This window comes from Amycolatopsis rifamycinica (assembly GCF_000695625.1).
GTDB lineage: Bacteria > Actinomycetota > Actinomycetes > Mycobacteriales > Pseudonocardiaceae > Amycolatopsis > Amycolatopsis rifamycinica.
Window position 1 is genome coordinate 192,901 of sequence record NZ_JMQI01000021.1, and the last position, 23,809, is coordinate 216,709.

Consider the following 23,809-nt stretch of genomic DNA (forward strand, 5'->3'; position numbering starts at 1 on the left):
CGCCGTGCATAATCATTCGCATGTCCAAGGTGCTCACTTCCCTGCCCGTCGGCGAGCGTGTCGGTATCGCCTTCTCCGGTGGCCTCGACACTTCCGTAGCGGTCGCGTGGATGCGCGACAAGGGCGCGGTGCCCTGCACCTACACCGCCGACATCGGCCAGTACGACGAGCCCGACATCGAGTCGGTGCCCGGCCGGGCCGGTCAGTACGGTGCCGAGATCGCCCGGCTCGTCGACTGCAAGGAAGCCCTCGTCGAAGAGGGGCTCGCGGCGCTGACGTGCGGCGCGTTCCACATCCGCTCCGGCGGCCGCAGCTACTTCAACACCACCCCGCTCGGCCGCGCGGTCACCGGCACGCTGCTGGTGCGCGCCATGCTCGAGGACGACGTCCAAATCTGGGGCGACGGCTCCACCTACAAGGGCAACGACATCGAGCGGTTCTACCGCTACGGCCTGCTGGCCAACCCCTCCCTGCGCGTCTACAAGCCGTGGCTCGACGCGGACTTCGTCACCGAGCTCGGCGGCCGCAAGGAGATGTCGGAGTGGCTGCTGGCCCACGGCCTGCCCTACCGCGACAGCACCGAGAAGGCGTACTCGACCGACGCCAACATCTGGGGCGCCACGCACGAGGCCAAGTCGCTCGAGCACCTGGACACCGGCATCGAGATCGTCAAGCCGATCATGGGCGTGGCGTTCTGGGACCCCGAGGTCGAGATCCCCGCCGAGGACGTCACGATCGGCTTCGAGCAAGGCCGGCCGGTGACCATCAACGGCAAGGAGTTCGCCACCGCCGTCGATCTGGTCCTCGAAGCCAACGCCATCGGCGGGCGGCACGGCCTCGGCATGTCCGACCAGATCGAGAACCGGATCATCGAGGCCAAGAGCCGCGGCATCTACGAAGCGCCCGGCATGGCGCTGCTGCACGCCGCCTACGAGCGGCTCGTCAACGCCATCCACAACGAGGACACCCTCGCCAGCTACCACAACCACGGGCGGCAGCTCGGCCGCCTGATGTACGAGGGCCGCTGGCTGGACCCGCAGGCGATGATGCTGCGCGAGTCGCTGCAGCGCTGGGTCGGCACCGCGATCACCGGCGAGGTGACGCTGCGGCTGCGCCGCGGCGAGGACTACTCGATCCTCGACACGACCGGCCCGGCGTTCAGCTACCACCCGGACAAGCTGTCGATGGAGCGGACCGAGGACTCGGCGTTCGGCCCGGTCGACCGGATCGGCCAGCTGACGATGCGCAACCTCGACATCGCCGACTCGCGGGCGAAGCTGGAGCAGTACGCGAGCCTCGGCATGGTCGGCGGCTCGAACCCGAAGCTGATCGGCGCCGCCCAGGCCGCGTCGACCGGCCTGATCGGCGCGATGCCCGAGGGTGGCGCCGAGGTGATCGCCTCGCGCGGCAAGACCGACGACGTCGAGCTGCTCGACAACGCCGCGATGGAGCTCGGCACGGACTGACTTCCTCCCGGTCCCGAAGGCCACCACGCCCGCCGTGGTGGCCTTCGGTGCGTTCAGGGAACGAGCACGACCTTGCCGGTGACCGTGCCGGATTCGGCCAGCGCCAGGGCTTTCCCGGCGTCGGTCAGCGGAATCCGCGCGGCCACCTGCGCCTGGAGCTTTCCCGCCACCGCCAGGTCGAAGACGGCCGTCAGGTCTTCGGCCAGGCGCGCCCGGAACCGGGGGAGGTTCCGCTTGCCGCCCCAGACGTTGTAGAAGTGCGCCCGGCGCCGGTTCGGCAGCGCGGTCCACCAGAGCAGGCGGGCGAACAGCTTCAGCACCGGCAGCCGCGAGTTCCCCGGCTCGTCCTTCGTGGACGCGCTGCCGTAGGCGACCAGGGTTCCGCCCGGCGCGAGCAGCCGGAAGGAATCGGCGATGCCGGGCCCGCCGACGTGGTCGAACACCGCGTCGACCCCGCGGGGGGCCAGCGCGCGGACCTGGGCCGGGACGTCGCCGCGGTAGTCGACGGGCGTCGCGCCGAGTGCGGTCACGACGCCGGCGTTGCGGGCCGACGCGGTGCCGATCACCTCGATCCCGGCCGCGCGGGCCAGCTGCACCAGCGTCGTGCCGACGCCGCCGCTCGCGCCGTGCACCAGGATGGTCGCGCCCGCCTCGACCTTCGCGATCCGGTGCAGCATCTGCCACGCCGTGATGCCGTTGACGACGAACGTCTCGGCCTCGGCCGCGTCGAGCCCGTCGGGCACCGGGACCAGGTCGGCCGCGGGCAGGACGAGGTGGCTGCGCCAGCCGCCGGTCTTCGTCAGCGCGGCCACGCGGCGGCCGGTCAGGGCCGGGTCGGCGGCTTCGAGCACGGTCCCGACCACGTCGTAGCCGGGCACGAAGGGAAACGGCGGCTGGTCGTAGTACTTGCCGCGGCGCATCTGCTGCTCGGCGAAGGAGACGCCGGTCGCCTCGACGCGGAGGAGGACCTCCCCGGCGCCGGGCCGCGGCAGGTCCCGGTGTTCGACGCGCAGGCCGTCCGGCTCGACGAGGCCGGGAAGGACGATTTCGGTGACGGTCATGAAGAGTTCCTTTCGATTGTGAGTGACTGATCAATCACTCGAAGGGCCGGAAAACGGCCCCGGGGGTCGGGGCCGGAAGTTCAGCCGCGGCCGGGGTGGCGGATGCCGGCGGAGAGCACGGCGGCCCACGCGCCGGCGTGTTCGTCCAGGTCGAGAGTGGCGACGAGGTGGCAGAGCTGTCCGTAGGCGATGAACCGCTGCACCTCGTCGTCGGGTGCGCCGGAGCGCGACCGGGCGAATTCGGTCACCTTGGCCAGCCCGCGGCGGACGGCATCGGCGATTTCGGGGGTGTCGGCGGCCGACTGGGCGTGCACCTGCAGCATCAGCAGGTTCCGGTCGGCGATCAACTCCGCGTAGGCGCCGCCCATCTCGTGGAGGATCTTCCCCGGGCCGGCGTCCCCGGCGCGGGCGGCACCGTTCGAGAGGGCGTGGACGACGAGTTCGTAACACCGGTCGAGCGCGGCGACGAACAGGGAAACCTTGCCCGGGAACAACTTGAACACGTAGGCGGGGGAGATGTCGGCCCGGGCGGCCACCGCGCTGATCGGCGTGCTGTGGTAGCCGCCGCGGGCGAACTCGGCGATGGCCGCGTCGACCACGGCGTCCCGCCGGGCGTCGGAGGTGGAGAGCGTCGCACCGCGTTTCGTCATGTGAGTGACTGTACACTCACTCCGGGTCGTAGGGCAAATGAGTGACGTCCGCCGCCTCGACGTCCCGGATGTGCGCGAATCCTCCACGAGCCGCACGGCCGTCCGGTTACAGTCCGGCGGCGAGGTGCCGCCTGGGGGCGGCCGCGGAACGGGGGCACGCGCGATGGCGCCTGAAGTGCGGTTTCACCTGCTCGGACCGCTGACCGTGACGGTCGGCGGGCGGGCGCTTCCCCTCGGCGGCGCGAAGCAGCGGGTCCTGCTCGCCCACCTGCTGCTCAACGCGAACCGGACGGTTTCGCCCGGGCAGCTGATCGACACGCTGTGGCCGCACGACCCCCCGACGTCGGCCACCGCCAACCTGCAGACCTACGTGTGGCGGCTGCGCCGGCTGCTGCCCGACGGTGCCGTCCTGCGCACCCACGACCCGGGCTACGCGCTGGCCGTCGACCCCGGCGACATCGACGCGCACCGGTTCACCCGGCTCGTCGGCGACGCGGCCCGCGCGGCCAAGGACGGCTCGCCCGAGACCGCGCTGACCCTGCTGGCCGAGGCGGAAGCGCTGTGGCGCGGCGATCCCCTGGAGGACCTGCCGACCGCACCCGCCTGGGACGCCGAACTCGGCCGGCTCGTCGAGAACCGGCTGGCCGCCGTCGAGGAACGGCTCGCGCTGCAGGTCCGGCTGGGCCGGCACGACCCCGCCATCGCCGAGCTCACCGTGCTGCTGGCCGAACACCCGTACCGCGAACGGCTCTGGCAGCAGTACCTGCTCGCGCTCACCGGCGCCGGCCGCCGGGCGGAGGCGCTGCGGGCGTACGCGACCGCCCGCGAGCGGCTCGTCACCGAACTCGGCGTCGAACCGGGGCCGGAACTGCGGGCCCTGCAGGCGGCGATCCTGACCGGCGAGCCGCTGCCCCGACCCGCTCCGTCGGCACCGTTGCGGCAGCTCCCCGCCGACCTGCCCGACTTCACCGGCCGCGAGGAGTACGTCCGCGAGCTCTCCGCGGCCCTCGGGGCGGGGCCGGCGCCGGTCGTGCTGACCGGCGCGCCCGGCACCGGGAAGACGGCGCTGGCCATGCACGTCGCCCACGGCCTGACGGACCGGTTCCCCGACGGCCAGCTCTACGTCGACCTCGCCGGCACCGGGGCGCCACGCGATCCGGCCGAGGTGCTCGCCGACTTCCTGCACGCGCTGGGCGTCACCGGGAACACCGTCCCCGCCGGGCTGGGCCAGCGCGCCGCGCTGTTCCGCTCCCGCCTGGCCGGGCGCCGGATGCTGCTGGTGCTCGACGACGCGGCGACCGCCGCCCAGGTCCGCCCGCTGCTGCCCGCGGACGCCGGGTGCGCCGTGCTGGTGACGACCCGCGGGCGGCTGCCCGAGCTGGCGGGCGCGAAGCACGTCGAGCTGCCCGTGTTCGGCGAACAGGAGGCCGCGCGGCTGCTGGCGGAGCTGGCGGGGCCGGACCGGGTCGTCGGCGAACCGGCCGAAGCGGCGGCGATCGTGCGGTGCTGCGGGTACCTGCCGCTGGCGATCCGCATCGCGGGCGCGCGGCTGGCCGGGCGGCAGGCGTGGAGCCTGCGCACGCTGCACGACCGGCTGGCCGACGAGTCGAGCCGGCTGAGCGAGCTGCGCGTCGGCGATCTGGGCGTCCGGCCGAGTTTCGAGCTGAGCCTGCGCCAGCTGCCACCGGCCGCGCGGACGGCGTTCGGCCGGTCGGCGGTGCTGGGCGCGCAGGACTTCCCGAGCTGGGTGATCGACGCCCTGCTGGACCGCGCGGGCACGCACGACGTCCTCGACGTGCTCGTCGACGCCAACCTGGTTTCGCTCGCCGGGCGGGATTCCGGCGGCCACCCGCGCTACCGCCTGCACGACCTGCTGCGCTGCTACGCGTCGGAACTCCTGGCGGAGGAACCCCCGTCGGCCCAGCACGAGACGCTCGCCCGCGTGCTGTCGGTGCTGCTGGCGCTGGCGAAGACCGCGGCGGCGGCCCTGCCGCCGGCGTTCGGCGCGATGACCGGGCCCACGCTGGCCGCGGGGTCCGTCCCCGCCGGGCTGGTGACCGACCCGCTGGGCTGGTTCACGGCCGAGCGCAAGCTGCTGGCGGCGGCGGTCCAGCTGGCGGCGGACGCGGGCCTGGCCGAACTGGCCTGGCAGCTGACGGCGGCCGCGGTCCCCTTCTACGACCTGCGTGGCGCGTACGACGACTGGCGGCGCAGCCACCTGACGGCGTTGGCCGCGGTCGAAGCGGCGGGCGACCGCCGGGGAGCGGCGGTGCTCACCCGCGGCCTCGGCCAGGTCCGCCTGTACCACGACGAATACGCGGCGGCCGAGCAGGACATGCAGCGGTCGGCGAAGCTGTTCGCCGAACTCGGCGACGTCCGGGGCGAGGCGTTGGCGGTGGCGGGATCGGGCACGGTGGCCCGCGTCCGCGACCGGCCCGCCGAGGCCCTGGGTTTCTATCGCCGGGCACTGGCCGGCCTGGAACAGGCGGGAGACCTCAGCGGCGTCGCCCAGATGCGCAATTCGATCGGCTCGACGTACGCGTTGCTCGGTTCGTTCGCCGAAGCGGAGACGTGGCTGCGCCGGGCTCGTGAGCTGGCCCGCGAGATCGAAGACCCGCACCGGGAGGCGAAGGTCCTGACGGAGCTGGGCACGTTGCACCGCGACTCGGGAAGACTCCCGGAGTCGTTGACGTGCCTGCGGCTGGCGTTGAGCATCCTGGAGGAACTCGACGACGAGCGGTGCAGCGCGTACGCGTTGCTCGGCATCGGCCAGACGCTGCTGGCGGCGGGCGAGCCGGTCCAGGCGCGCGGGGTGTGCGACCGGGCGTTGCGGGTGTTCCGCGAGACGGGCAACCACCAGGGCGAGACAACCGGGCTGGCGTTGCTCGAGCAGGCCCAGCGCCGCCGCACGCCATCGCCCGCGGCCCGCCCCTGAGGCGACAGGCGTGCGGGGACAGGCAACACGCGTGATTTGGGAGGCATCTCGCGTGATCAGGGAGGCATCTCGCGTGACTGAAGCGGCATCTTGCGTGTTTGGCGGGGCATCTCGTGGGCTGGGTAAGCCTTTGCGTGCGGCCAGGGGCATCTCGCGTGATCCGGAAGGCATCTTGCGTGATTGGCGGGGCATCTCGCGGGTGGTGAGGGGCGGGCGGGCCGCCCCTCACCCGCGGGGTCAGTTGCTGTTGCCCGGCTTCCAGCCGAGGTAGTTCGCGAAGTAGCCCTGGCGGGCGTGGCCGATCGCGCCGTTCACGCTCGTCGCCCAGACTCCGCCGCTGCCGTCGGCGATGCCGACGTGGCCGTACGCCGAGATGTTCCAGAACACGAACGCGCCGCGGGGCGGGGTGCCCGTCGTGTGGCGGGCGCCGTCGGACGACCGCCAGTGCTCGATCGCGCTCGCGTGGTGCGTCACGCGGTCCCACGCCAGGCGCACCGCCCGCTCGCAGTAGCCCTGGTACGCGGTGCTGCCGTTGCGGCTGGAGAACCAGGCGATCGCCTGGCTCGCCGTCCGCGCCGCGGCCAGATCCGCGGCCGAGTCGGTGATCACGGCGCCCGGTTCGGCGATGTCGGCGGCGGTGACCTCCGAGTAGACGTCCGGAGCGGACGCGGCCGAAGCGACGGACGCGCCGCCGAAGAGCAGGGCGGCCGAGAGCGCGGCCGCTTGGCAGATCATTCGCATGGTGTCTCCCTCAGTGGGCCGGGGCAGGCGTCCCGGCGTCGACGGGGAGAACCCTGCGCGCCGCCGCTACACCACCACTACACCGCCGCTCTCGCGCGGGCGAATGACAAGAACCGGGGCGGCGGAGCCGGTCGCGCGTGACAAATTCCCGGGTCACGCGAAAACGACGTGGCCGGTTGGGAAGTTTTCCACTTAGTATCCGAAGCGCCGTTCAACGACGAAAGGACGAACAAATGCCGAACACCCGACTCCGCGGAATCGGTGTAGCCGCAATGCTGGCCGGCGCGCTCGCGATTGTTTCCGCGGGACCGGCCGCGGCGGCCGAAAAGACGCTCACCTACCGGGGCGGGTTCCCGCTCATCGGCGACCAGACGGTCACCGTCGTGGTCGCCGCCGACATCCCGGCCACCGCCACCGCGGGCAGCACGGTTTCGGTGCCCTTCAGCCTCGACGTCGACGCCGGCCAAGCCGCCGGCGACGGCCTGCGCCTGGTCGGCGCCACGCAGCTTTCGGGCACGATCAAGTCCCGGGTGAACGTCGCGATCGGCGGCGAGTCCGTGGCCATCCCGGTCGAGCTGCCGATCCCCGGGACGCCGGTGCCCGCCGAAGGCACCCTGAAGTTCACCGCCCGCGGGCAGGTCGACTTCACCGTGCCGGCCGGCACCCCCGCCGGTGAGGCGACCAGCAGCGTCGACCCCGCCGCGAGCACGCACGTCGTCACCGACAGCGCTCTCGGCGAGTTCGACGTCGCACTGACGCTCGACCCGCCCGACCAGGACGCCACCCTGGGCACGACGACCGTTTCCTGACCCGGTCACCGGCCGCCGGAATCCGCCCGGCGGTCCCGGGCCGATGCCGGAATCCGGCGTCCCGGAACCGCCGGGATCCGCCGGAACCCCTTTTCCGCCAACGTGATCCTCCCTTGGTAGGTACCGGATCCCCGTGGTGGGCGCGGAGTATTCCGTGCCACCACGTCGCATCGTCACCGGCTGGAGGAGGACTTCGTGAACACCACCGCAAGAGTCCTGTGTGGACTCATCGCGTTCGCGGCCGCGGCGTTGCCGTCCCCGGCCGCCGCGGCCGCGGCCCGGACGGATCTCGGGATCACCATGCAGGCCCAGCAGAAGGACCAGTGGTGCTGGGACGCCAGCGGCAACACGATCGCCGCCTACTGGGGCCACTCGCTGACCCAGACGCGGTTCTGCCAGATCGCGCACAACGAATCCGGCGGCGACTGCGCCAACAACCAGGGCTATCTGTCGGACCAGCAGCGCGTATTCCGCTATCTCGGCTTCCCGGACGCCGGGACGTACTACCCAGGCGGTCAGACGCTTTCCTTCACCGGCGTCAAAAACCAGATCGACGCCGGAAAACCGGTCGGTACCCGGATCGGCTGGCGTTCCGGCGGCGGCCACATGCACGTCCTCTACGGGTACGACGACTCCAGCGGTGCCCCGCGCGTCGAATACGGCGACCCGTGGCCGAACAACAGCCGTTACAACTCGATGAACTACGACACCTACCGCTCGAACAGCCAGTTCCAGTGGACCCACACGCTGTCCGGGATCGAGGGATGAACATGCTGCGGAAAGCGATCGGCGCGGCCGTGCTGGCCGGCGCCGCGATGCTCGCCACGGACGGCGCCGCGACGGCCGCGGGCGGGCCCGCCGGCGCGCCGACCCCCGCCGACACCGCCGCCATCGGGGCGGTCACCGGCGGCCCGGCCACGCTCGGCCGGCTCGCGACGACGAAGTTCCCCGGCGGCCACGCGGCCGCCGCGGCGCAGCAGACGGCCGACCCGCGCACGCAGGTCCCGGTCTACGAGCCGACCGCGGCGTTCGTCGCCGGCCACTCGGACGTCCCGGCCGCCCTGGCCTACGTCGCCGTCCCGGCGCGGACCGGCGACGGCACCGCCGCCACGGTGTGGGCGGAGCGCCAGGGCCCGGCCTGGACCGTCGTCAACGTCGCCTCCGGCGACTTCGAGCGGCAGTACGCCCAGGCCGCGGCCGGCGGCTACCTCCTGCACGAACCGCAGGTCAACGCCTGGTACGCGGCACACGAAGACGCCGTGACCGTCCTGGACGGCTCGGTCACCGGCCTCGCCGCGGGCACGACGCTGTCGTGGGAGGACTACCGCGCGGCCCTGCACGAGCGGTACGCGGACAAGCTGCCGGGCTCGGCCTACGACCGCGACGGCGCGGGCGGCGGCTACGGCGGCCGCGAACGCGCGGTCCCGGCCGCGGCCCCCGGCGACGTTCCCGTCCTGCCCTTCGTGATCGGCGGTGTCCTGGTGCTGGTGGCGGGCGCGGCCGCGGTGCCGCGGCTGCGCCGCCGGTAGGACCGGCAGGACCAGGACGACGAGGGCCGCCGGCCGAGCCGGCGGCCCTTGGCAGCCGGCCATGATCAGGTCACAATGCGCCATGCCCGTTTCCCCCGGTGCGCCGCCGGAAGCGGCGCGCCCGGGGCTGAGCGCGTCCGACCTCGCGCTGGTGGAGGCGCTGCAGCGCGACCCGCGGGCACCGTGGACGCGGATCGCCGCCGCCGTCGGCACCGACGCGACGACGGCGGCCCGCCGCTGGGAGCGGCTGCAGGCCGCCGGACTGGCCTGGCTCACCGCCTATTCGACACCGCCGACGACCACGGTCGGCTACGTCGACCTCGCCTGCCGCCCGGACGCGCTGAGCGCACTGACCCGCGAGCTGTGCGGCTGGCCGCCGGTGTTCAGCGTCGAGCGCACGACCAGCCGGTTCGCGCTGTTCCTCGGCTTGGCCGCGCGCGACCTGGACGCCCTCGACGCGCTGGTCACCGGCCGCATCGGCGCCCTGCCCGGGGTGCGCGAGGTCCGCTTCGCCGTCGCGACCCGCGTCTACCGGGAAGGCAGCGGCTGGCTGGTGGACGCCCTCGCCCCGGAACAGCGGGCGGTGCTGGACGACACCGCGGTGCGGGCCCGGCTGGTCGTCCCGCGGCCGTGGAACGACCGGGACCTGCGCGCGCTGGTGGAGTCCCTCGGTGAGGACGGGCGGCGCAGTTACGCGGAACTGGCCCGCGACTGCGGGATGAGCGAGTCCGCCGTGCGGCGCACGCTGGCGCGGATGTTGCGCAACCACGAACTCGACTTCCGGTGCGACCTCGCCCACATCCCGGCCGGCTGGCCGGTGATCGCCGGCTACCGCCTCGACGTCGCGCCGGCCGAACTCGACGGCGCCGGCGCGGCGATCGCCCAGCTGCCGGAGACCCGCCTCTCGGCCGCGGTGGTGGGGGAGGGCAACCTCGTGGTGTCGGCCTGGCTCCGGGTGCCGGCCGACTGCACGGCCTACGAGACGCGGCTGGCGGAAGCGGCCCCCGGCGCGCGCGTCCTCGACCGCGCGATCACGCTGCGGATGCCGAAGCGCATGGGCCGCCTGCTCAGCCCGCACGGCCTCGCCGGCCCGCACCAGGCGATCATCCCGGCCCGCTGACCACCGCCAGGCGACCGGCCGGGGATGACCGTGAGCTGCGCCGCTTCCCGTCCACCACCGAGCCGATCACCGCGTCCGGCGCGCGGCGGCCGCGTAGGGTCGGGAGTGGATCTCGTACGGCGGAAGGACATGGCGGAGTGGGCGAGTCGAACTGGGCCGGGAACCACACCTACGGCGCGGACGCGGTGACGACCCCGCGCACGGTCGACGAGGTGCGGGCGGCCGTCGCGGCGGCGACGCGCGTCAAAGCCCTCGGGAGCCGGCACTGCTTCAACGACATCGCGGACTCCCCGGGCGGGCTCCTGCTGGACCTGCGGACCCTCGACGCCGGCGTCGAGATCGGCGACGGCACCGTGACCGTCGGCGGGTCGGCCCGCTACGGCGACTTCGCGCAGCAGTTGCACGAGGCGGGCTTCGCGCTGCCGAACCTGGCGTCGCTGCCGCACATCACCGTGGCGGGCAGCGTCGCGACCGGCACCCACGGCTCCGGACGGCGGCAGCCCGGGCTCGCCGCGGCCGTCTCCGGGATCGAGCTGGTCACCGCCGACGGTGAGCTGCGGCACTTCACCCGCGCCGACGCCGAGTTCCACGGCCTGGTCGTCGGGCTCGGCGCGTTCGGCGTCGTCACCCGGCTGACGCTCGACGTCGTTCCGGCGTTCGACGTCCGCCAAGACGTCTTCGACGCGCTGCCGTGGGAAGCCGCGGACCGGCACTTCGACGAGATCGAAGACGCCGGCTACAGCGTCAGCCTGTTCACGAACTGGGTGAACGACACGATCGACCAGGTGTGGGTGAAGAGTCGCGTCGACGACTTCACCGAGCGCGCCGGTCTCTTCGGAGCGGTGCCCGCGGACGGGCCGCGCCACCCGGCGCACGCCGCGGGCATCCCGGCGGACAACTGCACCCCCCAGCAAGGCGTGCCGGGCCCGTGGCACGAGCGGCTGCCGCACTTCGCGCTGGCGTTCACCCCGAGTGTCGGGGACGAGCTGCAGTCGGAGTACTTCGTGCCCTACGGCTCGGCCACCGCCGCGATCCGGGCGGTCCGCGAGATCGGCGACCTGGTCGCGCCGCTGCTGCTGGTCTCGGAAATCCGGGCCATCGCGGGCGACGACCTGTGGCTCAGCCCCGGCCACGGCGGCGACCGGGTGGCCCTGCACTTCACGTGGCAGCCGCGGCAGCCCGAGGTCGAGGCGGTGCTGCCGGTGCTCGAGGAGCGCCTGGCGCCCTTCGGCGCGCGCCCGCACTGGGGCAAGCTGTTCCACGGCGTCCCGGACGGCTACCCGCACCTGGCCGACTTCCGCGGACTGGCGGAGCGACTCGACCCGCGGGGGAAGTTCCGCAACCCGTTCCTGGACCGCAACGTCTTCGGCGGCTAGCTCAGCTAGGGCGTGTCTGACAATGCCTTGGTCCAGGTGATCACCGCGTGGAGGACAACTGCTGATCGGTAGACGATGGCGAGCTTGTCGTAACGAGTGGCCAGGCCCCGCCACTGTTTGAGCAGATTGAACCGTCGCTCGACCACGTTGCGGCCGCGGTAGTCGACCGCATCGAAGCCAGGCGGGCGTCCGCCGCAGGAACCACGTCGCTTGCGGTGCCCGGCCTGGTCAGCGGGTTCGGGGATCACCGCGACGATGCCACGGTCGCGCAGATGCCCGCGGATCGCGCGCGAGGAGTAGGCCTTGTCGCCGCGGACGCGGTCGGGTCTCGTGCGGGCCCGGCCGCGTCCGGCCCGGCGGATCCGCAGATGCCGCATCAAATGAGGGAACATCGGTGCGTCCCCGGCCTGCCCGGGACCGACCAGCGTCACCAGCGGCCGGCCGTTCCCGTCGACGAGATGGTGCACTTTGGTGCTCCAGCCGCCGCGGGAGCGGCCGATCCCGTGATCAGGCGGCTCGCTGCGCAGATCCGTGTAATTCGACCCAGCCCCCTGTGGGGCGGGTGATGTTGGTGGCGTGCTGATGCGCCCGGGCGATCGTGGAATCCACCGACACCGACCAATCCACCAGCCCGGCCGCGTCCGCTTCAGCCAGCAGGCGTTGCAGGACGGTGTCCCAGGTACCGTCGCCGGCCATCCGGCGATGCCAGGTCCAGATCGTCTGCCACGGACCGAACACCGCCGGAACATCCCGCCACGGGATCCCGCACCGATACCGGTAGATGATCCCCTCCACCATCGCCCGCGCATCAGAAAACGGCCGACCCCGCTTACCCGTGCGGACCGGAAGCAGATCCTCGATCAACGCCCACTGAGCATCCGAGAGCAACTCGAACCGCGACACGACCGACAGCATCCCAGCCACCAGCCGAAACTTTTGTCAGACACGCCCTAGCCCGCCGGCGGGGCCGTGGTGGCGCGGACGATGAGGTGGGTGTCCAGCACCTGCGTCGTGTGCTCGTCGGCCTCGCCGTCGAGCAGGCCCAGCAGGATCGTCACCGCCGCGCGGCCCGCCGCCTCCGTCGGCATCGCGATCGTCGTCAGCGGGGGTGCGGAGATCGCCGCGAAGACCAGGTCGTCGAAGCCCACGAGGCTGACCTCCTCCGGCACCGGCACCCCGCGGGCGTTGAGCCGCGCCAACGCGCCGAAGGCGACCAGGTCGTTGTAGGCGACGATCGCCGTCACGTCCGCCGCCAGGGCCAGGTCCGCGCCCTGCAGGCCGCCTTCGAACACCGGCGGGAACGGGCCGAACTCGACGACGTCCGTGCCGTGCTTCCGCGCGGTCTCCGCCAGGCCCTGCCTGCGGGCGCGGTTGGCCCACGACGTCCGGGGCCCGCCCAGGTAGGCGCACCGGCGGTGGCCCAGCGCGGCCAGGTGCTCGATCGCCTGGCGCATCCCGTCCGCGGCGTCCATCACGATCGACGGGATGCCGGGCACCTCGCGGTTGAGCAGCACCAGGGTCGTCTGCCCGGCGAGCGCGCGCAGCTGGTCGTCGGTCATGCTCGGGCTGCACAGCACGACGCCGTCGACCTGCTTGGCCATCCGGCGGACGAGGTTCTGCTCGGTCGCCGGGTCCTCGTCGCTGTTGGCGAACAGCACCGCGATGTCGTCCTGCCGGGCGCGGGCCTGGACGCCGTTGAGCACGCCGGTGAAGAACGGGTTGCCCAGGTCGGAGACCACGATCCCGATGTGCCCGGTGCGCACCGCGGGCCCCGGCTGCGGCGCGGCCGCCGCGTGGTAGCCCAGCTCGTGCGCCGCGGCCAGCACCCGGGTGCGGGTCTGCTGCCGGACCAGGTCCGGGGACGTGAACGCCCGCGAGACGGTCGAGATCGACACGTTGGCCCGGCGGGCGACGTCGTGAATGGTCACGGTCACGGCAACTCCTCGGCAGGCTCCGAGCAACATCATGGAAACGCCTGAGAGCGTTGTCAACAAATCCTGCAAACGGTGGCGGTCGCTTGCAGGCGGAACCGAGACATTCCAGTAAGCGCTATCTCGAAACCCGCGCCGCCATCCGGCGCATCGGCCGATCGAAGATTTCGACCGGAGTGTCCTGATCATTGACACGTTTGTCGCGCACGCCCTACGGTGACGACCGGAAGTTTCTCCCACCGCCTGACCCATTCGTCAGTTCCGCGCGGGCCGCCACCGGGTCCCGCCGATCGGAGATCCATGTCGGGGAGCCGGAGCCGCACCGTGGCGGACCCGCCGAGGCTGGCGGTCGTCGGCACGTCCGGCTACGCGTTCAGCTACCTGCACCGGGCGCGGATCCTGCACGACGAAGGGCTGGTCCGGTTCGCGGGCATGGCCGACATCCGGCCCCCGTCGGCCGCCGCCGTCGCGCTGCTGCCGCCCGGCGGCACCGCCCACACGAGCGTCGAAGACCTGCTCCGCCGCTGCCGCCCCGACATCACCGTGGTCGCGACGCCGCCGCACGCGCACGTCCAGACCGGGGCCGCGGTGCTGCGGGCGGGCAGCGACCTGCTGCTGGAGACCCCGCCGGTGCTCGACCTCGACGGCTTCACCACGCTGTCGCGGCTGGCCGCGGAGACCGGATCGGCCTGCCAGACCGGGTTCCAGAGCTTCGGCTCCCCGGTGCTGCCCGTGCTCCGGGCGGCCATCGCCGCCGGGAAGCTCGGCACCGTGGTGGGGGTCGGCGCGGCCGGGGCGTGGATCCGCACCGACGCCTACTACCGCCGCAACCCGTGGGCCGGCCGCCGCTGGCTCGACGGCGAGGCCGTCGTCGACGGCGCACTGACCAACCCGTTTTCGCACGCCGTGGCCACCGCGCTGCTGGTCGGCGGGGTCGCCGGGCGCGACCCGGCGGAGATCGCCCTGGAGCTCTACGGCACCCGTGACATCGAAGCCGACGACACCGCGTGCCTGCGGATCCGGTTCGGCGACGGGCCCGAGATCGTCGTCGCCGCCTCGTTGTGCGCCGAGCAGGACCACGAGCCCTACGTCGTGGTGCACGGCGAGCGCGGGCGGGCGAAGTTCTGGTACAAGAGCCACCGCCTCGAGATCGACGACGAGCGGTTCCACCTCGGCGAACCGGCCGACCTGCTGCGCAACCTGATCGCCCACCACCTCGACCCGCACGGCGTGCCGCTGCTCGCGCCGCTGTCCGGGACCCGGGCGTTCGCCTCGGTGGTGGAGGCGGTCCGCGACGCGCCCTCGCCGTCGCGGATCCCGGCGGGCTGGATCCGCACGGTCGGCGAAGGGGCGAGCCGGCACCCGGTCGTGCGGGGGATCGGCGAAGAGGTCGCCGTCGCCGCGGACCGGCTGGCGCTGTTCTCCGAGATCGGCGTGCCGTGGGCGAGTGCCGCCCGGCGGCCGGGTGGCGGCCCGGGCGCGGCCGCCGCCGAACGCACCGGCTGACCCGCACCGGTGCTCACCGCGCTGACCGCCCGGCTTCCGATCCGGCTCCGGTAAGCGCTTTCTCACGCTGCCCGCGTTCGCGTATCTGAATGCTGAAAGCGTTGCCGCACAAAGGCTGTTGCGCCGAATTGGCCGTTGACACCGGTGTGGCGCACTGCCTACCGTGAGCGCGCTGACAGCGTTTTCAGAAAAGTGCTGACCGGCTGAGGACGGAGAGTTCGATGGGGCGGACAACTGAGCGTAGGACCAAGGGGCGGGGTGTCGCTGCGCTGGCCGTGGTGGTCCCGCTGCTGCTGACGGGGGTGGCCGCCTGCGGCTCGGACTCCGGGGGCGGCGGCGACGTGACCATCAATTTCGTCTGGTGGGGCAGCGAAGGACGCGCCAACCTGACGAAGAAGGCGGTCGAGCTCTTCCAGCAGAAGAACCCGAACATCAAGGTGCAGACGTCGTTCTCGGCGTACGCGGCCTACTGGGAGAAGCTGGCGACGCAGACGGCCGGGGGCAAGCCGCCGGACGTGCTCAACGTCGACAGCCGCTACCTGGCCGAATACGGCGGGCGCAACGTGCTGGCCGACCTGAACTCCGGCGCCGGCAAGGCGATCTCACTCGCCGACGTCAACCCGGAACTGGCCGCCACCGGCGTCTACCAGGGCAAGCGGTACGCCGTGCCGTGGGCGCAGAACACCCCGGCGATGATCTACGACCCCGCCGCGTTCACCGCCACCGGCGCGGACCCGGCGAAGGGGATGACCTGGGACCAGTACGCCGAGGCGGCGCGGAAGGTCAGCGCGGCGGGGGGCCAGACGCGCGGGGTGACCGACTTCGGCATCCTCGACACGACGCTGGAGATCTGGCTGCGCCAGCAGGGCAAGCAGTTCTACACGCCCGAGGGCAAGCTGGGCTTCACCGCTGACGACCTGCGCCGCTACTGGCAGCTGGCGAGCGAGTTCCGGGACACGAAGGCCGCGTCGCCGGCCGACGTCACGGCGTCCTACAACACTTCGCCCGAGCAGGCCCCGCTGGGCAAGAAGCTGACCAGCTCGGAGTTCGCCTACGACAACCTGCTGCCGGCGTATGCAAAGGCGAACGGCAAGCCGCTGAACGTGGCGCCGTACCCGAGCGGCGCGAACGGCGACACCGGGCAGTACCGGCGGCCGTCGATGTTCCTGGCCGTGTCCGCGCGCAGCCAGCAGCAGGAGGCGGCGGCGAAGCTCGTCGACTTCCTGGTCAACGACCCCGAGGTCGGCAAGATCGTCGGCACCGACCGCGGCCTCGCCCCGAACCTCAAGGTCCGCGCGCAGCTGGCCGCCGGCGCGAAGGGCAACGACAAAATCCTCTACGACTACGAAGCCGCGCTCGAACCGAAGCTCGGGGCCGCGCCACCGGTACCGCCGAAGGGCGCCGGCGCGATCCAGAAGCTCCTCCAGCGGACGTACGAAGAGGTCGCGTTCGGCCGGATGAGCCTCGACGACGCGGTCAGCCGGTTCATGACCGAAGCCCAGAAGGGACTGTCCTAGCCGATGACGACCCTGCGCACGCCGGACCCGCCGGTCGCGCCCCCGGCACCCGCCGCGCGCGGCCGCCGGGGCCGTCCGGCCGGGCGCCGCCGCAAGAGCCAGCCGGAGGCGTTCGCCTTCCTCACGCCGTGGCTGCTCGGCGTGGTGGCGCTGACCGTCGGCCCGATGGTGGTCTCGCTGTACCTGTCGTTCACCGACTACGACATGTTCACCTCGCCGAAGTGGGTCGGCTTCGGCAACTTCACGCACATGTTCACCGGCGACGACCGCTACCTGCAGTCGGTGAAGGTGACGCTGATCTACGTGCTGGTCTCGGTGCCGCTGAAGCTCACGGTGTCGCTGCTGGTGGCGATGCTGCTCAACACCCGCCGCGGCGCAGGGGGCTTCTACCGGGCGGCGTTCTACGCGCCTTCGCTGCTCGGCGCGAGCGTCGCGGCGGCGCTGGTGTGGCGGGCGCTGTTCATGGGCGGCGGCCCGGTGAACGAGGTGCTGGCGTTCTTCGGCTGGCACACCCCGAGCTGGGTCGACGACCCGCAGTTCAGCCTCGCCTCGATCGTGCTGCTGGGGGTCTGGCAGTTCGGCGCGCCGATGGTGATCTTCCTGGCCGGGCTCAAGCAGATCCCGGCGGAGCTGCACGAGGCGGCGGCGATCGACGGCGCGGGCGCGTTCCGCCGGTTCCGGCACATCACGTTGCGCATGCTGTCGCCGGTGATCTTCTTCAACCTGGTGATGGAGGCGATCCACGCCTTCCAGGCGTTCACCCCGGCGTTCGTCATCGGCGGCGGCCGCGGCGGCCCGGCCGACGCGGACCTGTTCTACACGCTCTACCTGTTCGAGGTCGGCTTCCAGGACTTCCGGATGGGCTACGCGTCGGCGATGGCGTGGGTGCTGCTGGTGGTCATCGCGATCGTGACGGCCATCGTCTTCCGCACCGCGAAGCTCTGGGTGTTCTACGACGACGCGGAGGAGAAGAAATGACCGTGCTTCCGCGCACGGCGCGGTCCTTCGGCTGGCACGTGCTGTGTCTCGGCATCGTCGCCGTGGTGCTCTACCCGCTGGTGTGGCTGGCGTTCGCGTCGGTCAAGCCGCCGGACGAGATCCTCTCGCGGCTGGCGCTGCTGCCGACCCGGTTCGTCTTCGACGGCTACACGAAGGGCTGGGAGGGAGCGGCGGGCGTCGGGTTCGGCCGCTTCTTCCTCAACTCGTTCCTGGTGGCCGGGCTCTCGGTGGCGGCGAACGTGCTGTCGTGTTCGCTGGCCGCGTTCGCCTTCGCCCGGCTCGAGTTCCGGTTCCGCGGCGCGCTGTTCGCGTTCATGATCACCACGCTGATGCTGCCCTACCACGTGACGCTGATCCCGCAGTACGTGATCTTCCAGCAGGCCGGCCTGGTCAACACGTTCGTCCCGCTGATCCTGCCGAAGCTGCTGGCCACCGAGGCGTTCTTCGTGTTCCTCATCGTCCAGTTCATGCGGGGCATCCCGCGCGAGCTCGACGAAGCGGCGATCATCGACGGCTGCTCGGTCTACCGCACCTTCTGGCACGTCGTGCTGCCGCTGTCGAAACCGGCGCTGGTGACGACGTCGATCTTCACGTTCATCTGGACGTGGAACGACTTCTTCACGCAGATGGTGTACCTGAACGACACGGAGAAGTTCACCGTGCCGCTCGGCCTGCGGCTGTTCGTCGACACCAGCAGCGAGTCGAACTTCGGCGCGATGTTCGCGATGTCCGCGCTCGCGCTCGTCCCGATCGTGCTGTTCTTCCTCGCCTTCCAGCGCCTGCTGGTCGAAGGCGTCAGCACCAGCGGCCTGAAGGGGTGAACTGATGCGGACGCCGAAGCGATCGACGGAGTGGCGGACCGGGCTCGGTGACTTCTCGGACTGCCTGCTGGCCGGGCTGCTCGTCGCACTGGCGTCGGTGCCGGTGGTGACGGCGGCCCCGGCGTTCGTGGCGGGCTGCCGGGTGCTGGACCGGACCCGGCGGGACGTGGGAGGTCCATTGTGGACGACCTTCTGGGCGGACTTCCGGTCGGTCGCCCGGGGCGGCCTGGGCTTCGGACTGGGGTGCCTGGCGGCGGTGCTGCTGTTCGCGGTGGACCTGGAGGTGGTGGCGTCGACGCCGGGTGCGGGCGTGCTGCGGCCGGCGTTGTGGCTGCTGGCGGCGGCGGGTGCCGTGGTCGCGGTGCGGACCTGCGAGCTGGTGGCCACCGGCGCCGCACCGACCAGCGGCGGCGCGGGCGCGGCTCGTGCGGCCGCCCCCGTGTGGCGCCGGGCGTTCGTCACCGCGGCGCGGGAAACCGCCGCCGGCCCCAAGAACGCCGTGCTCCTCGCCGCCGCCCTCGGCATCGCCGTCCTGCTCGCCTGGATGCTCCCGATCCTCGCCCTCGTGGTGGCCGGGCCCCTCGCCCTGGCCGCCGTGGCCACCGGCGGCCGCCGATGAGGCCCGAGGTGGTCGTCTTCGGCACGGCCGGCTACGCGGCCCAGCACCTGCGCCGCGCCCGCGCCCTGCACGACCGCGGCGAGATCCTCCTCGCCGGCGCGTGCGACATCCGCGAACCGCCGGACGAGGCCCGCGCGCTGCTGCCCGGAGGCGCGGTGATCACCCGGGACGCCGCCGAACTGCTCGCCCGCACCACCCCGGACATCGCCGTGGTGGCGACCCCGCCGCACACGCACCTGCCCCTGGCGAAACTCGCGCTCACCGCGGGCTGCCACCTGCTCGTCGAGAAACCGCCGGTGCTGGACCTCGCGGCCTTCGGCGAACTCACCGAGCTGGCCCGCGGCCGCGCCTGCCAGACCGGCTTCCAGAGCTTCGGCTCCGCCGCCGTCCCGGTCGTGCGGGCCGCGATCGAGGCCGGCGAGATCGGCACGGTCACTGGGATCTCCGCCGCCGGGGCGTGGATCCGGCGGGACCGGTACTTCGCGCGCGCCGAGTGGGCGGGCCGCCGCCGCGTCGGCGGGCAGCCGGTCGTGGACGGGGCGCTGACCAACCCGTTCGCGCACGCCGTCGCGACCGCCCTGCTGGTCAACGGCACCGCCGAGGTCCGGCCCGAGCGGACCGCCGTCGAGCTGTACCGGGCCCGGGACATCGAGTCGGACGACACCGCCTGCGCGCGGCTGAGCTTCGCCGCGGCGCCGGACGTCGTCGCCGCGGCCACCCTCGACGCCGAGGCGGACCACGACCCGTACGTGCTGGTCCACGGCACCGAAGGCCGGATCCGCTGGCACTACAAGACCGACCTCGTCACCGTCGGCGGCGAACAGCGCGAGGTCGGCCCGCCGAGGGACCTGCTGGCCAACCTCGTCGCGCACCTGCGCGACGGCGAGCCGCTGCTGGCCCCGCTGGCCGCCACCCGCGCGTTCACCGCGCTGGTGGAGGCGGTCCGCGACGCGCCCGAACCCCTGCCGCTGCCCGCCGAATGGGTGCACGCCGTGGACACCGGCCCGGACCGGCACTTCGTCGTGCCCGGCGTCGATCGGGACGTCGACACCGCGGCCGAGCGGCTCGCGCTCTTCTCCGAACTCGCCCTGCCCTGGACCGGCGCGGCTACCCGCGCCTGAACGAGAGAGGTGATGGCGGTGCGACGCCACGCGATCGTCGGCCTGGGCTCCCGGGCCCAGCTGTTCGCCCGGGCCCTGGTCACGTCGCCGCGAGCCGAGCTCGTGGCCTTCTGCGACCACAACGAGACCCGCATGCGGGTCCACAACGACTGGCTCGGCACCGGAATCCCCGGCTACCGGCCGGCGGACTTCACCGCCATGCTGGCGAAGGAACGCATCGACGTCGTCGTGGTGTGCACCCCCGACCACACGCACGCGGACTACGTCGTCGCCGCGCTCGAGGCCGGCTGCGACGTCGTCACGGAAAAGCCGATGACCACCGACGTCGAGGGAGCCCGGCGGATCCTGGCGGCCCGGCGCGAGACCGGCCGCTCGGTGCGGGTCACCTTCAACTACCGGTACAACCCGGTGCACCGCCGGGTGCGCGAGCTGCTGGCCGGCGGCGCGATCGGGCAGGTCGGCTCGGTCGAGTTCAGCTGGCTGCTCGACACCGCGCACGGCGCCGACTACTTCCGCCGCTGGCACCGGGACAAGGCGAACTCCGGCGGGCTGCTCGTGCACAAGTCCGGCCATCACTTCGACCTGGTCAACTGGTGGCTCGGCCGCGGCCCCGAGACGGTGTTCGCGCTGGGCCGGCTGTTCTTCTACGGCGACGAGAACGGCCGCGGCAAGGCCGGCGACCGGTTCGCGCTGGACCTCGAAGCCTCACCCCGGCTGCGCGCGCTCTACCACGACGCCGAGCGGGAAGACGGCTATGTCCGGAACCAGGACGTGTTCGCGCCCGGCGTCACGATCGAAGACGACCTGTCGGTGCTCGTGCGCCACCACGGCGGTGCGGTGCTGAACTACCACCTGCACGCGTATTCGCCGCGGGAGGGCTACCGCGTCGCGTTCTCCGGCAGCGAAGGGCGGCTGGAGCTGGACGTCCGGGAGAACGAGTACGCCGCCGGCGCCGAGCCGGTGCCGAAGCGGGCGCGGGCCCGGCTCACCGTGCAGCGGCACTGGGAACCGCCGGAAGCCGTGTTCGACGGAATCCTCGGCGACGGCCACGGCGGCGGCGACGAGCGGATGCTCGCCGAGCTGCTCGGCGACGCCGAACCGGACGCGCTCGGCTGCGCGGCCGACCACGACGCCGGCCTGCAGGCCCTGCTCACCGGGCTGGCCGCGAACCGGTCCCTGGAAACCGGCCGGCCCGTGTCCGTCGAAGAGCTGCTGGGGGAGATCGGGGAACCGGCGTGAGCCGGGCGGCGGTGGGGGACGGCACGCCGGAGGTGACCGAGGAGCCCGACGGCCGGGTGTGCGTGCGCCTCGGCGACGTCGTGCTGGCCGAGTACGTCGTCGCGCCGCCGACGCCGGCCGGGGATTCGCCGAAGCCGTACCTGCACCCGCTGCGGACCACCGCGGGGGAGATCGTGACCGCGGTCCGGCCGCACGACCACACCTGGCACAACGGCCTGCAGTTCACCATGGCCCACCTCTCGGGGGAGAACTTCTGGGGCGGGCGCACCTACGTGCGCGGGCGCGGTTACACCCCGCTCGACAACAACGGCACCGTCGGCCACGTCCGCTGGGAGGGCATCGACGACACCGGCGGGCACTGCGAACTGCGGCACGAGCTGGCCTGGCGCACCGCGGCCGGCCGGCGCTGGCTCACCGAACACCGCACGCTGCACTTCGGCGACGTCTCGCGCGAGAGCGGGCACTGGACGCTCACCTGGTCCAGCCGGCTGCGCAACACCAGCGGCCACGAACTGCGCTGGGGGAGCCCGGTCACCGAGGGGCGGGACACCGCCGGCTACGGCGGCCTGTTCTGGCGCGGGCCGCGGTCCTTCGTCGGCGGCACGGTCCGGACGTCGGACGGGAAGTCCGCCGCCGACGCGATGGGGCACCGGGCGCCCTGGCTCGCCTTCACCGGGCAGCACGACGAAAGCCTGCGGACCTCGACGCTGCTGTTCGCCGACAGTCCGGACAACGCGGCCCACCCGACGGCCTGGTACGTCCGCGCCGAGCCGTTCCCCGTGGTCAGCTTCGCCGCGACCTACCACCGGCCGTGGCTGCTCGAACCGGGCGAGGAGCTGACCCTGACCCACCACGTCGTCGTCATCGACGGCGCCCCGGACGCCGCCGGGCTCGCCCGGCACGCGGCGCGGGTGCTCGGAAGATCGGACACCGACTAGAGGAGCCGGTATGCGCTGGAAGGCTTTCGCGGGGTGCTTCGCCCTGCTCGGACTGACGCTCACCGCGGCACCCGCCCAAGCCCACGGCCGGGACCCCGGCCGGGTCGTCCTCGGCGCCCACGACGGCTGGGCCGCCGCGACCACCGGGACCACCGGCGGCGCGGCCGCCGCGCCCGGCGACGTCCGCACGGTGACCAAGCGTTCCGAACTGGCGGCCGCACTGGCCGCCGACCCGGGCGCACCGAAGATCATCTACGTCCGCGGCACCGTCGAGGGCAACGTGGACGCCGCCGACCGGCCGGTGGGCTGCGAGTACTTCGCCGATCCCGCGTACAGCCTTCCGGCCTACCTGACGGCCTACGACCCGGCGACGTGGGGGAGAGTGCCGCCGGCGGGGCCGCTCGAGGAAGCCCGCGAGCGGTCGCAGGCCAACCAGGCCGAGCAGGTCGTGCTCGACGTCGGCCCGAACACCACGATCGTCGGACTCGGCCGCGACGCCACGCTGCACGGGCTCACCCTGCGCGTCACCGGGGACAACGTGATCCTGCGGAACCTGCACTTCTCCGACGCCCACGACTGCTTCCCGCAGTGGGATCCCCTCGACACCGCCGACGGCAACTGGAACTCCGAGTACGACAACCTCGACCTGGTCGGCGCGACGCACGTCTGGGTGGACCACAACGAGTTCAGCGACGGCGGGAACGACCGGCAGCCGTCGTACTTCGGCCGCGAGTACGAGGTCCACGACGGGCTGCTCGACATCGTGAACGGCTCGGACCTGGTCACGGTGTCCTACAACCGGCTGCACGACCACGACAAGACCATGCTGATCGGCAACACCGACAAGCCCACCTACGACGTCGGGAAGCTGCGGGTCACCCTGCACCACAACCTGTTCTCCGAGATCGGGCAGCGCGCGCCCCGGGTGCGGTACGGCCAGGTGCACGTCTACGACAACCTCTACGTGGTCGAGGACCCGGCCGCCTACACCTATTCGCTGGGCGTGGGCGTGGAGTCCCGCATCTACGCGGAGAACAACTTCTTCCGCGTTCCGGCCGCGCTCCCGCTCGGCCGGTTGGTGCACTACTGGAAGGGCACCGTGCTGCACGCGACCGGGACGCTGGTGGCGCAGGGCCACCGATGGCCGCGTGCGGTCGACCTGCTGGCCGAGTACAACGCGGCCAACGACCCGGACCTCGGGGCGGACGTCGGCTGGACGCCGGCCCTCGTCGAACGCCTCGACCCCACCTGGCAGGTGCCGGCGCGGGTACTGGCCGGTGCCGGCCCGGGCCGCTGAACCTTCGACAGTTTCGCCGTTTTCAGAAAACCGCCGCGGTCGGCGACCATCCGGGCGACATGCGTGGCGCTGCGGCGAACGACATTGACACGCTACGACCCGCAACCCGAAACTCGGGACGAGAAAGCGCTTTC

22 protein-coding genes are annotated in these 23,809 nt (G+C 72.6%); 16 read left to right on the top strand and 6 right to left on the bottom strand.

Going from position 1 to position 23,809, the window contains the following annotated elements; translation table 11 throughout:
* Positions 1-20: 20 nt before the first annotated feature.
* On the top strand, positions 21-1,466 hold the full coding sequence (gene argG, locus DV20_RS10475) for an argininosuccinate synthase (protein ID WP_043778841.1): 1,446 nt from the start codon (positions 21-23) through the stop codon (positions 1,464-1,466).
* A 53-nt stretch (positions 1,467-1,519) separates the two neighbouring features.
* Here the strand turns inward: argG and DV20_RS10480 are convergent, their stop codons facing one another.
* On the bottom strand, positions 1,520-2,527 hold the full coding sequence (locus tag DV20_RS10480) for a medium chain dehydrogenase/reductase family protein (protein ID WP_043778843.1): 1,008 nt from the start codon (positions 2,525-2,527) through the stop codon (positions 1,520-1,522).
* Positions 2,528-2,607: 80 nt separating this feature from the next.
* Positions 2,608-3,177 (bottom strand): TetR/AcrR family transcriptional regulator, encoded by a 570-nt coding sequence (locus tag DV20_RS10485; RefSeq protein ID WP_043778844.1) that lies wholly within the window; start codon positions 3,175-3,177, stop codon positions 2,608-2,610.
* A gap of 163 nt (positions 3,178-3,340) precedes the next feature.
* On the opposite strand from DV20_RS10485, the gene DV20_RS10490 reads away from it, so the two are divergent.
* On the top strand, positions 3,341-6,112 hold the full coding sequence (locus DV20_RS10490) for an AfsR/SARP family transcriptional regulator (RefSeq protein ID WP_063607786.1): 2,772 nt from the start codon (positions 3,341-3,343) through the stop codon (positions 6,110-6,112).
* Positions 6,113-6,349: 237 nt separating this feature from the next.
* Here the strand turns inward: DV20_RS10490 and DV20_RS10495 are convergent, their stop codons facing one another.
* The gene (locus tag DV20_RS10495) at positions 6,350-6,853 is read right to left on the bottom strand and encodes a hypothetical protein (RefSeq protein ID WP_043778849.1); all 504 of its coding nucleotides are present in this window, start codon (positions 6,851-6,853) and stop codon (positions 6,350-6,352) included.
* Between the two features lie 233 nt (positions 6,854-7,086).
* Between DV20_RS10495 and DV20_RS10500 the strand changes: the two genes are divergently transcribed.
* The 5 genes from DV20_RS10500 to DV20_RS10520 all read left to right on the top strand — a co-directional run bounded on the left by DV20_RS10500 (position 7,087) and on the right by DV20_RS10520 (position 11,687).
* Positions 7,087-7,662, top strand: a complete 576-nt coding sequence (locus tag DV20_RS10500; protein WP_043778851.1) for a DUF6801 domain-containing protein — start codon at positions 7,087-7,089, stop codon at positions 7,660-7,662.
* 195 nt (positions 7,663-7,857) lie between these two features.
* Positions 7,858-8,430 (top strand): papain-like cysteine protease family protein, encoded by a 573-nt coding sequence (locus DV20_RS10505; protein ID WP_043778852.1) that lies wholly within the window; start codon positions 7,858-7,860, stop codon positions 8,428-8,430.
* Between the two features lie 2 nt (positions 8,431-8,432).
* Positions 8,433-9,191, top strand: coding sequence for a hypothetical protein (locus DV20_RS10510; protein ID WP_043778855.1), 759 nt, complete (start codon positions 8,433-8,435; stop codon positions 9,189-9,191).
* A gap of 82 nt (positions 9,192-9,273) precedes the next feature.
* The gene (locus DV20_RS10515) at positions 9,274-10,311 is read left to right on the top strand and encodes an Lrp/AsnC family transcriptional regulator (protein WP_043778857.1); all 1,038 of its coding nucleotides are present in this window, start codon (positions 9,274-9,276) and stop codon (positions 10,309-10,311) included.
* Between the two features lie 137 nt (positions 10,312-10,448).
* Positions 10,449-11,687: an FAD-binding protein gene (locus DV20_RS10520; protein WP_043778860.1), complete on the top strand. Its 1,239-nt coding sequence runs from the start codon at positions 10,449-10,451 to the stop codon at positions 11,685-11,687.
* A gap of 5 nt (positions 11,688-11,692) precedes the next feature.
* On the opposite strand, the gene DV20_RS47305 is transcribed toward DV20_RS10520, so the two are convergent.
* Genes DV20_RS47305 through DV20_RS10535 form a run of 3 tightly spaced genes read right to left on the bottom strand, consistent with a single transcriptional unit; the run spans position 11,693 to position 13,621 of the window.
* Complete coding sequence (locus DV20_RS47305) at positions 11,693-12,154, bottom strand: transposase (RefSeq protein ID WP_407638327.1); 462 nt, start codon at positions 12,152-12,154, stop codon at positions 11,693-11,695.
* A gap of 40 nt (positions 12,155-12,194) precedes the next feature.
* The gene (locus tag DV20_RS47310) at positions 12,195-12,602 is read right to left on the bottom strand and encodes a transposase (RefSeq protein ID WP_407638328.1); all 408 of its coding nucleotides are present in this window, start codon (positions 12,600-12,602) and stop codon (positions 12,195-12,197) included.
* Positions 12,603-12,637: 35 nt separating this feature from the next.
* Positions 12,638-13,621, bottom strand: a complete 984-nt coding sequence (locus tag DV20_RS10535) for a LacI family DNA-binding transcriptional regulator (protein WP_043778862.1) — start codon at positions 13,619-13,621, stop codon at positions 12,638-12,640.
* Positions 13,622-13,918: 297 nt separating this feature from the next.
* On the opposite strand from DV20_RS10535, the gene DV20_RS10540 reads away from it, so the two are divergent.
* The 9 genes from DV20_RS10540 to DV20_RS10580 all read left to right on the top strand — a co-directional run bounded on the left by DV20_RS10540 (position 13,919) and on the right by DV20_RS10580 (position 23,675).
* Positions 13,919-15,124, top strand: coding sequence for a Gfo/Idh/MocA family protein (locus DV20_RS10540; RefSeq protein WP_051735877.1), 1,206 nt, complete (start codon positions 13,919-13,921; stop codon positions 15,122-15,124).
* Positions 15,125-15,345: 221 nt separating this feature from the next.
* Positions 15,346-16,641, top strand: a complete 1,296-nt coding sequence (locus DV20_RS10545; RefSeq protein ID WP_235190769.1) for an ABC transporter substrate-binding protein — start codon at positions 15,346-15,348, stop codon at positions 16,639-16,641.
* 3 nt (positions 16,642-16,644) lie between these two features.
* Positions 16,645-17,619, top strand: coding sequence for a carbohydrate ABC transporter permease (locus tag DV20_RS10550; RefSeq protein ID WP_043778867.1), 975 nt, complete (start codon positions 16,645-16,647; stop codon positions 17,617-17,619).
* Positions 17,616-18,461 (top strand): carbohydrate ABC transporter permease, encoded by an 846-nt coding sequence (locus tag DV20_RS10555; RefSeq protein WP_043778870.1) that lies wholly within the window; start codon positions 17,616-17,618, stop codon positions 18,459-18,461. Before DV20_RS10550 ends, DV20_RS10555 begins: the two co-directional genes overlap by 4 nt.
* A gap of 4 nt (positions 18,462-18,465) precedes the next feature.
* Complete coding sequence (locus DV20_RS10560; protein WP_043778872.1) at positions 18,466-19,080, top strand: DUF624 domain-containing protein; 615 nt, start codon at positions 18,466-18,468, stop codon at positions 19,078-19,080.
* Positions 19,077-20,201, top strand: coding sequence for a Gfo/Idh/MocA family protein (locus DV20_RS10565; RefSeq protein WP_043778874.1), 1,125 nt, complete (start codon positions 19,077-19,079; stop codon positions 20,199-20,201). Before DV20_RS10560 ends, DV20_RS10565 begins: the two co-directional genes overlap by 4 nt.
* Before the next feature lie 12 nt (positions 20,202-20,213).
* Positions 20,214-21,440: a Gfo/Idh/MocA family protein gene (locus tag DV20_RS10570; protein WP_043778876.1), complete on the top strand. Its 1,227-nt coding sequence runs from the start codon at positions 20,214-20,216 to the stop codon at positions 21,438-21,440.
* A complete protein-coding gene (locus DV20_RS10575; protein ID WP_043778878.1) occupies positions 21,437-22,378 on the top strand; it encodes a DUF6807 domain-containing protein in 942 nt (313 codons plus the stop codon). The genes DV20_RS10570 and DV20_RS10575 overlap by 4 nt, the downstream gene beginning before the upstream one ends.
* A 10-nt stretch (positions 22,379-22,388) precedes the next feature.
* On the top strand, positions 22,389-23,675 hold the full coding sequence (locus tag DV20_RS10580) for a pectate lyase family protein (RefSeq protein WP_043778880.1): 1,287 nt from the start codon (positions 22,389-22,391) through the stop codon (positions 23,673-23,675).
* Positions 23,676-23,809 lie beyond the last annotated feature (134 nt).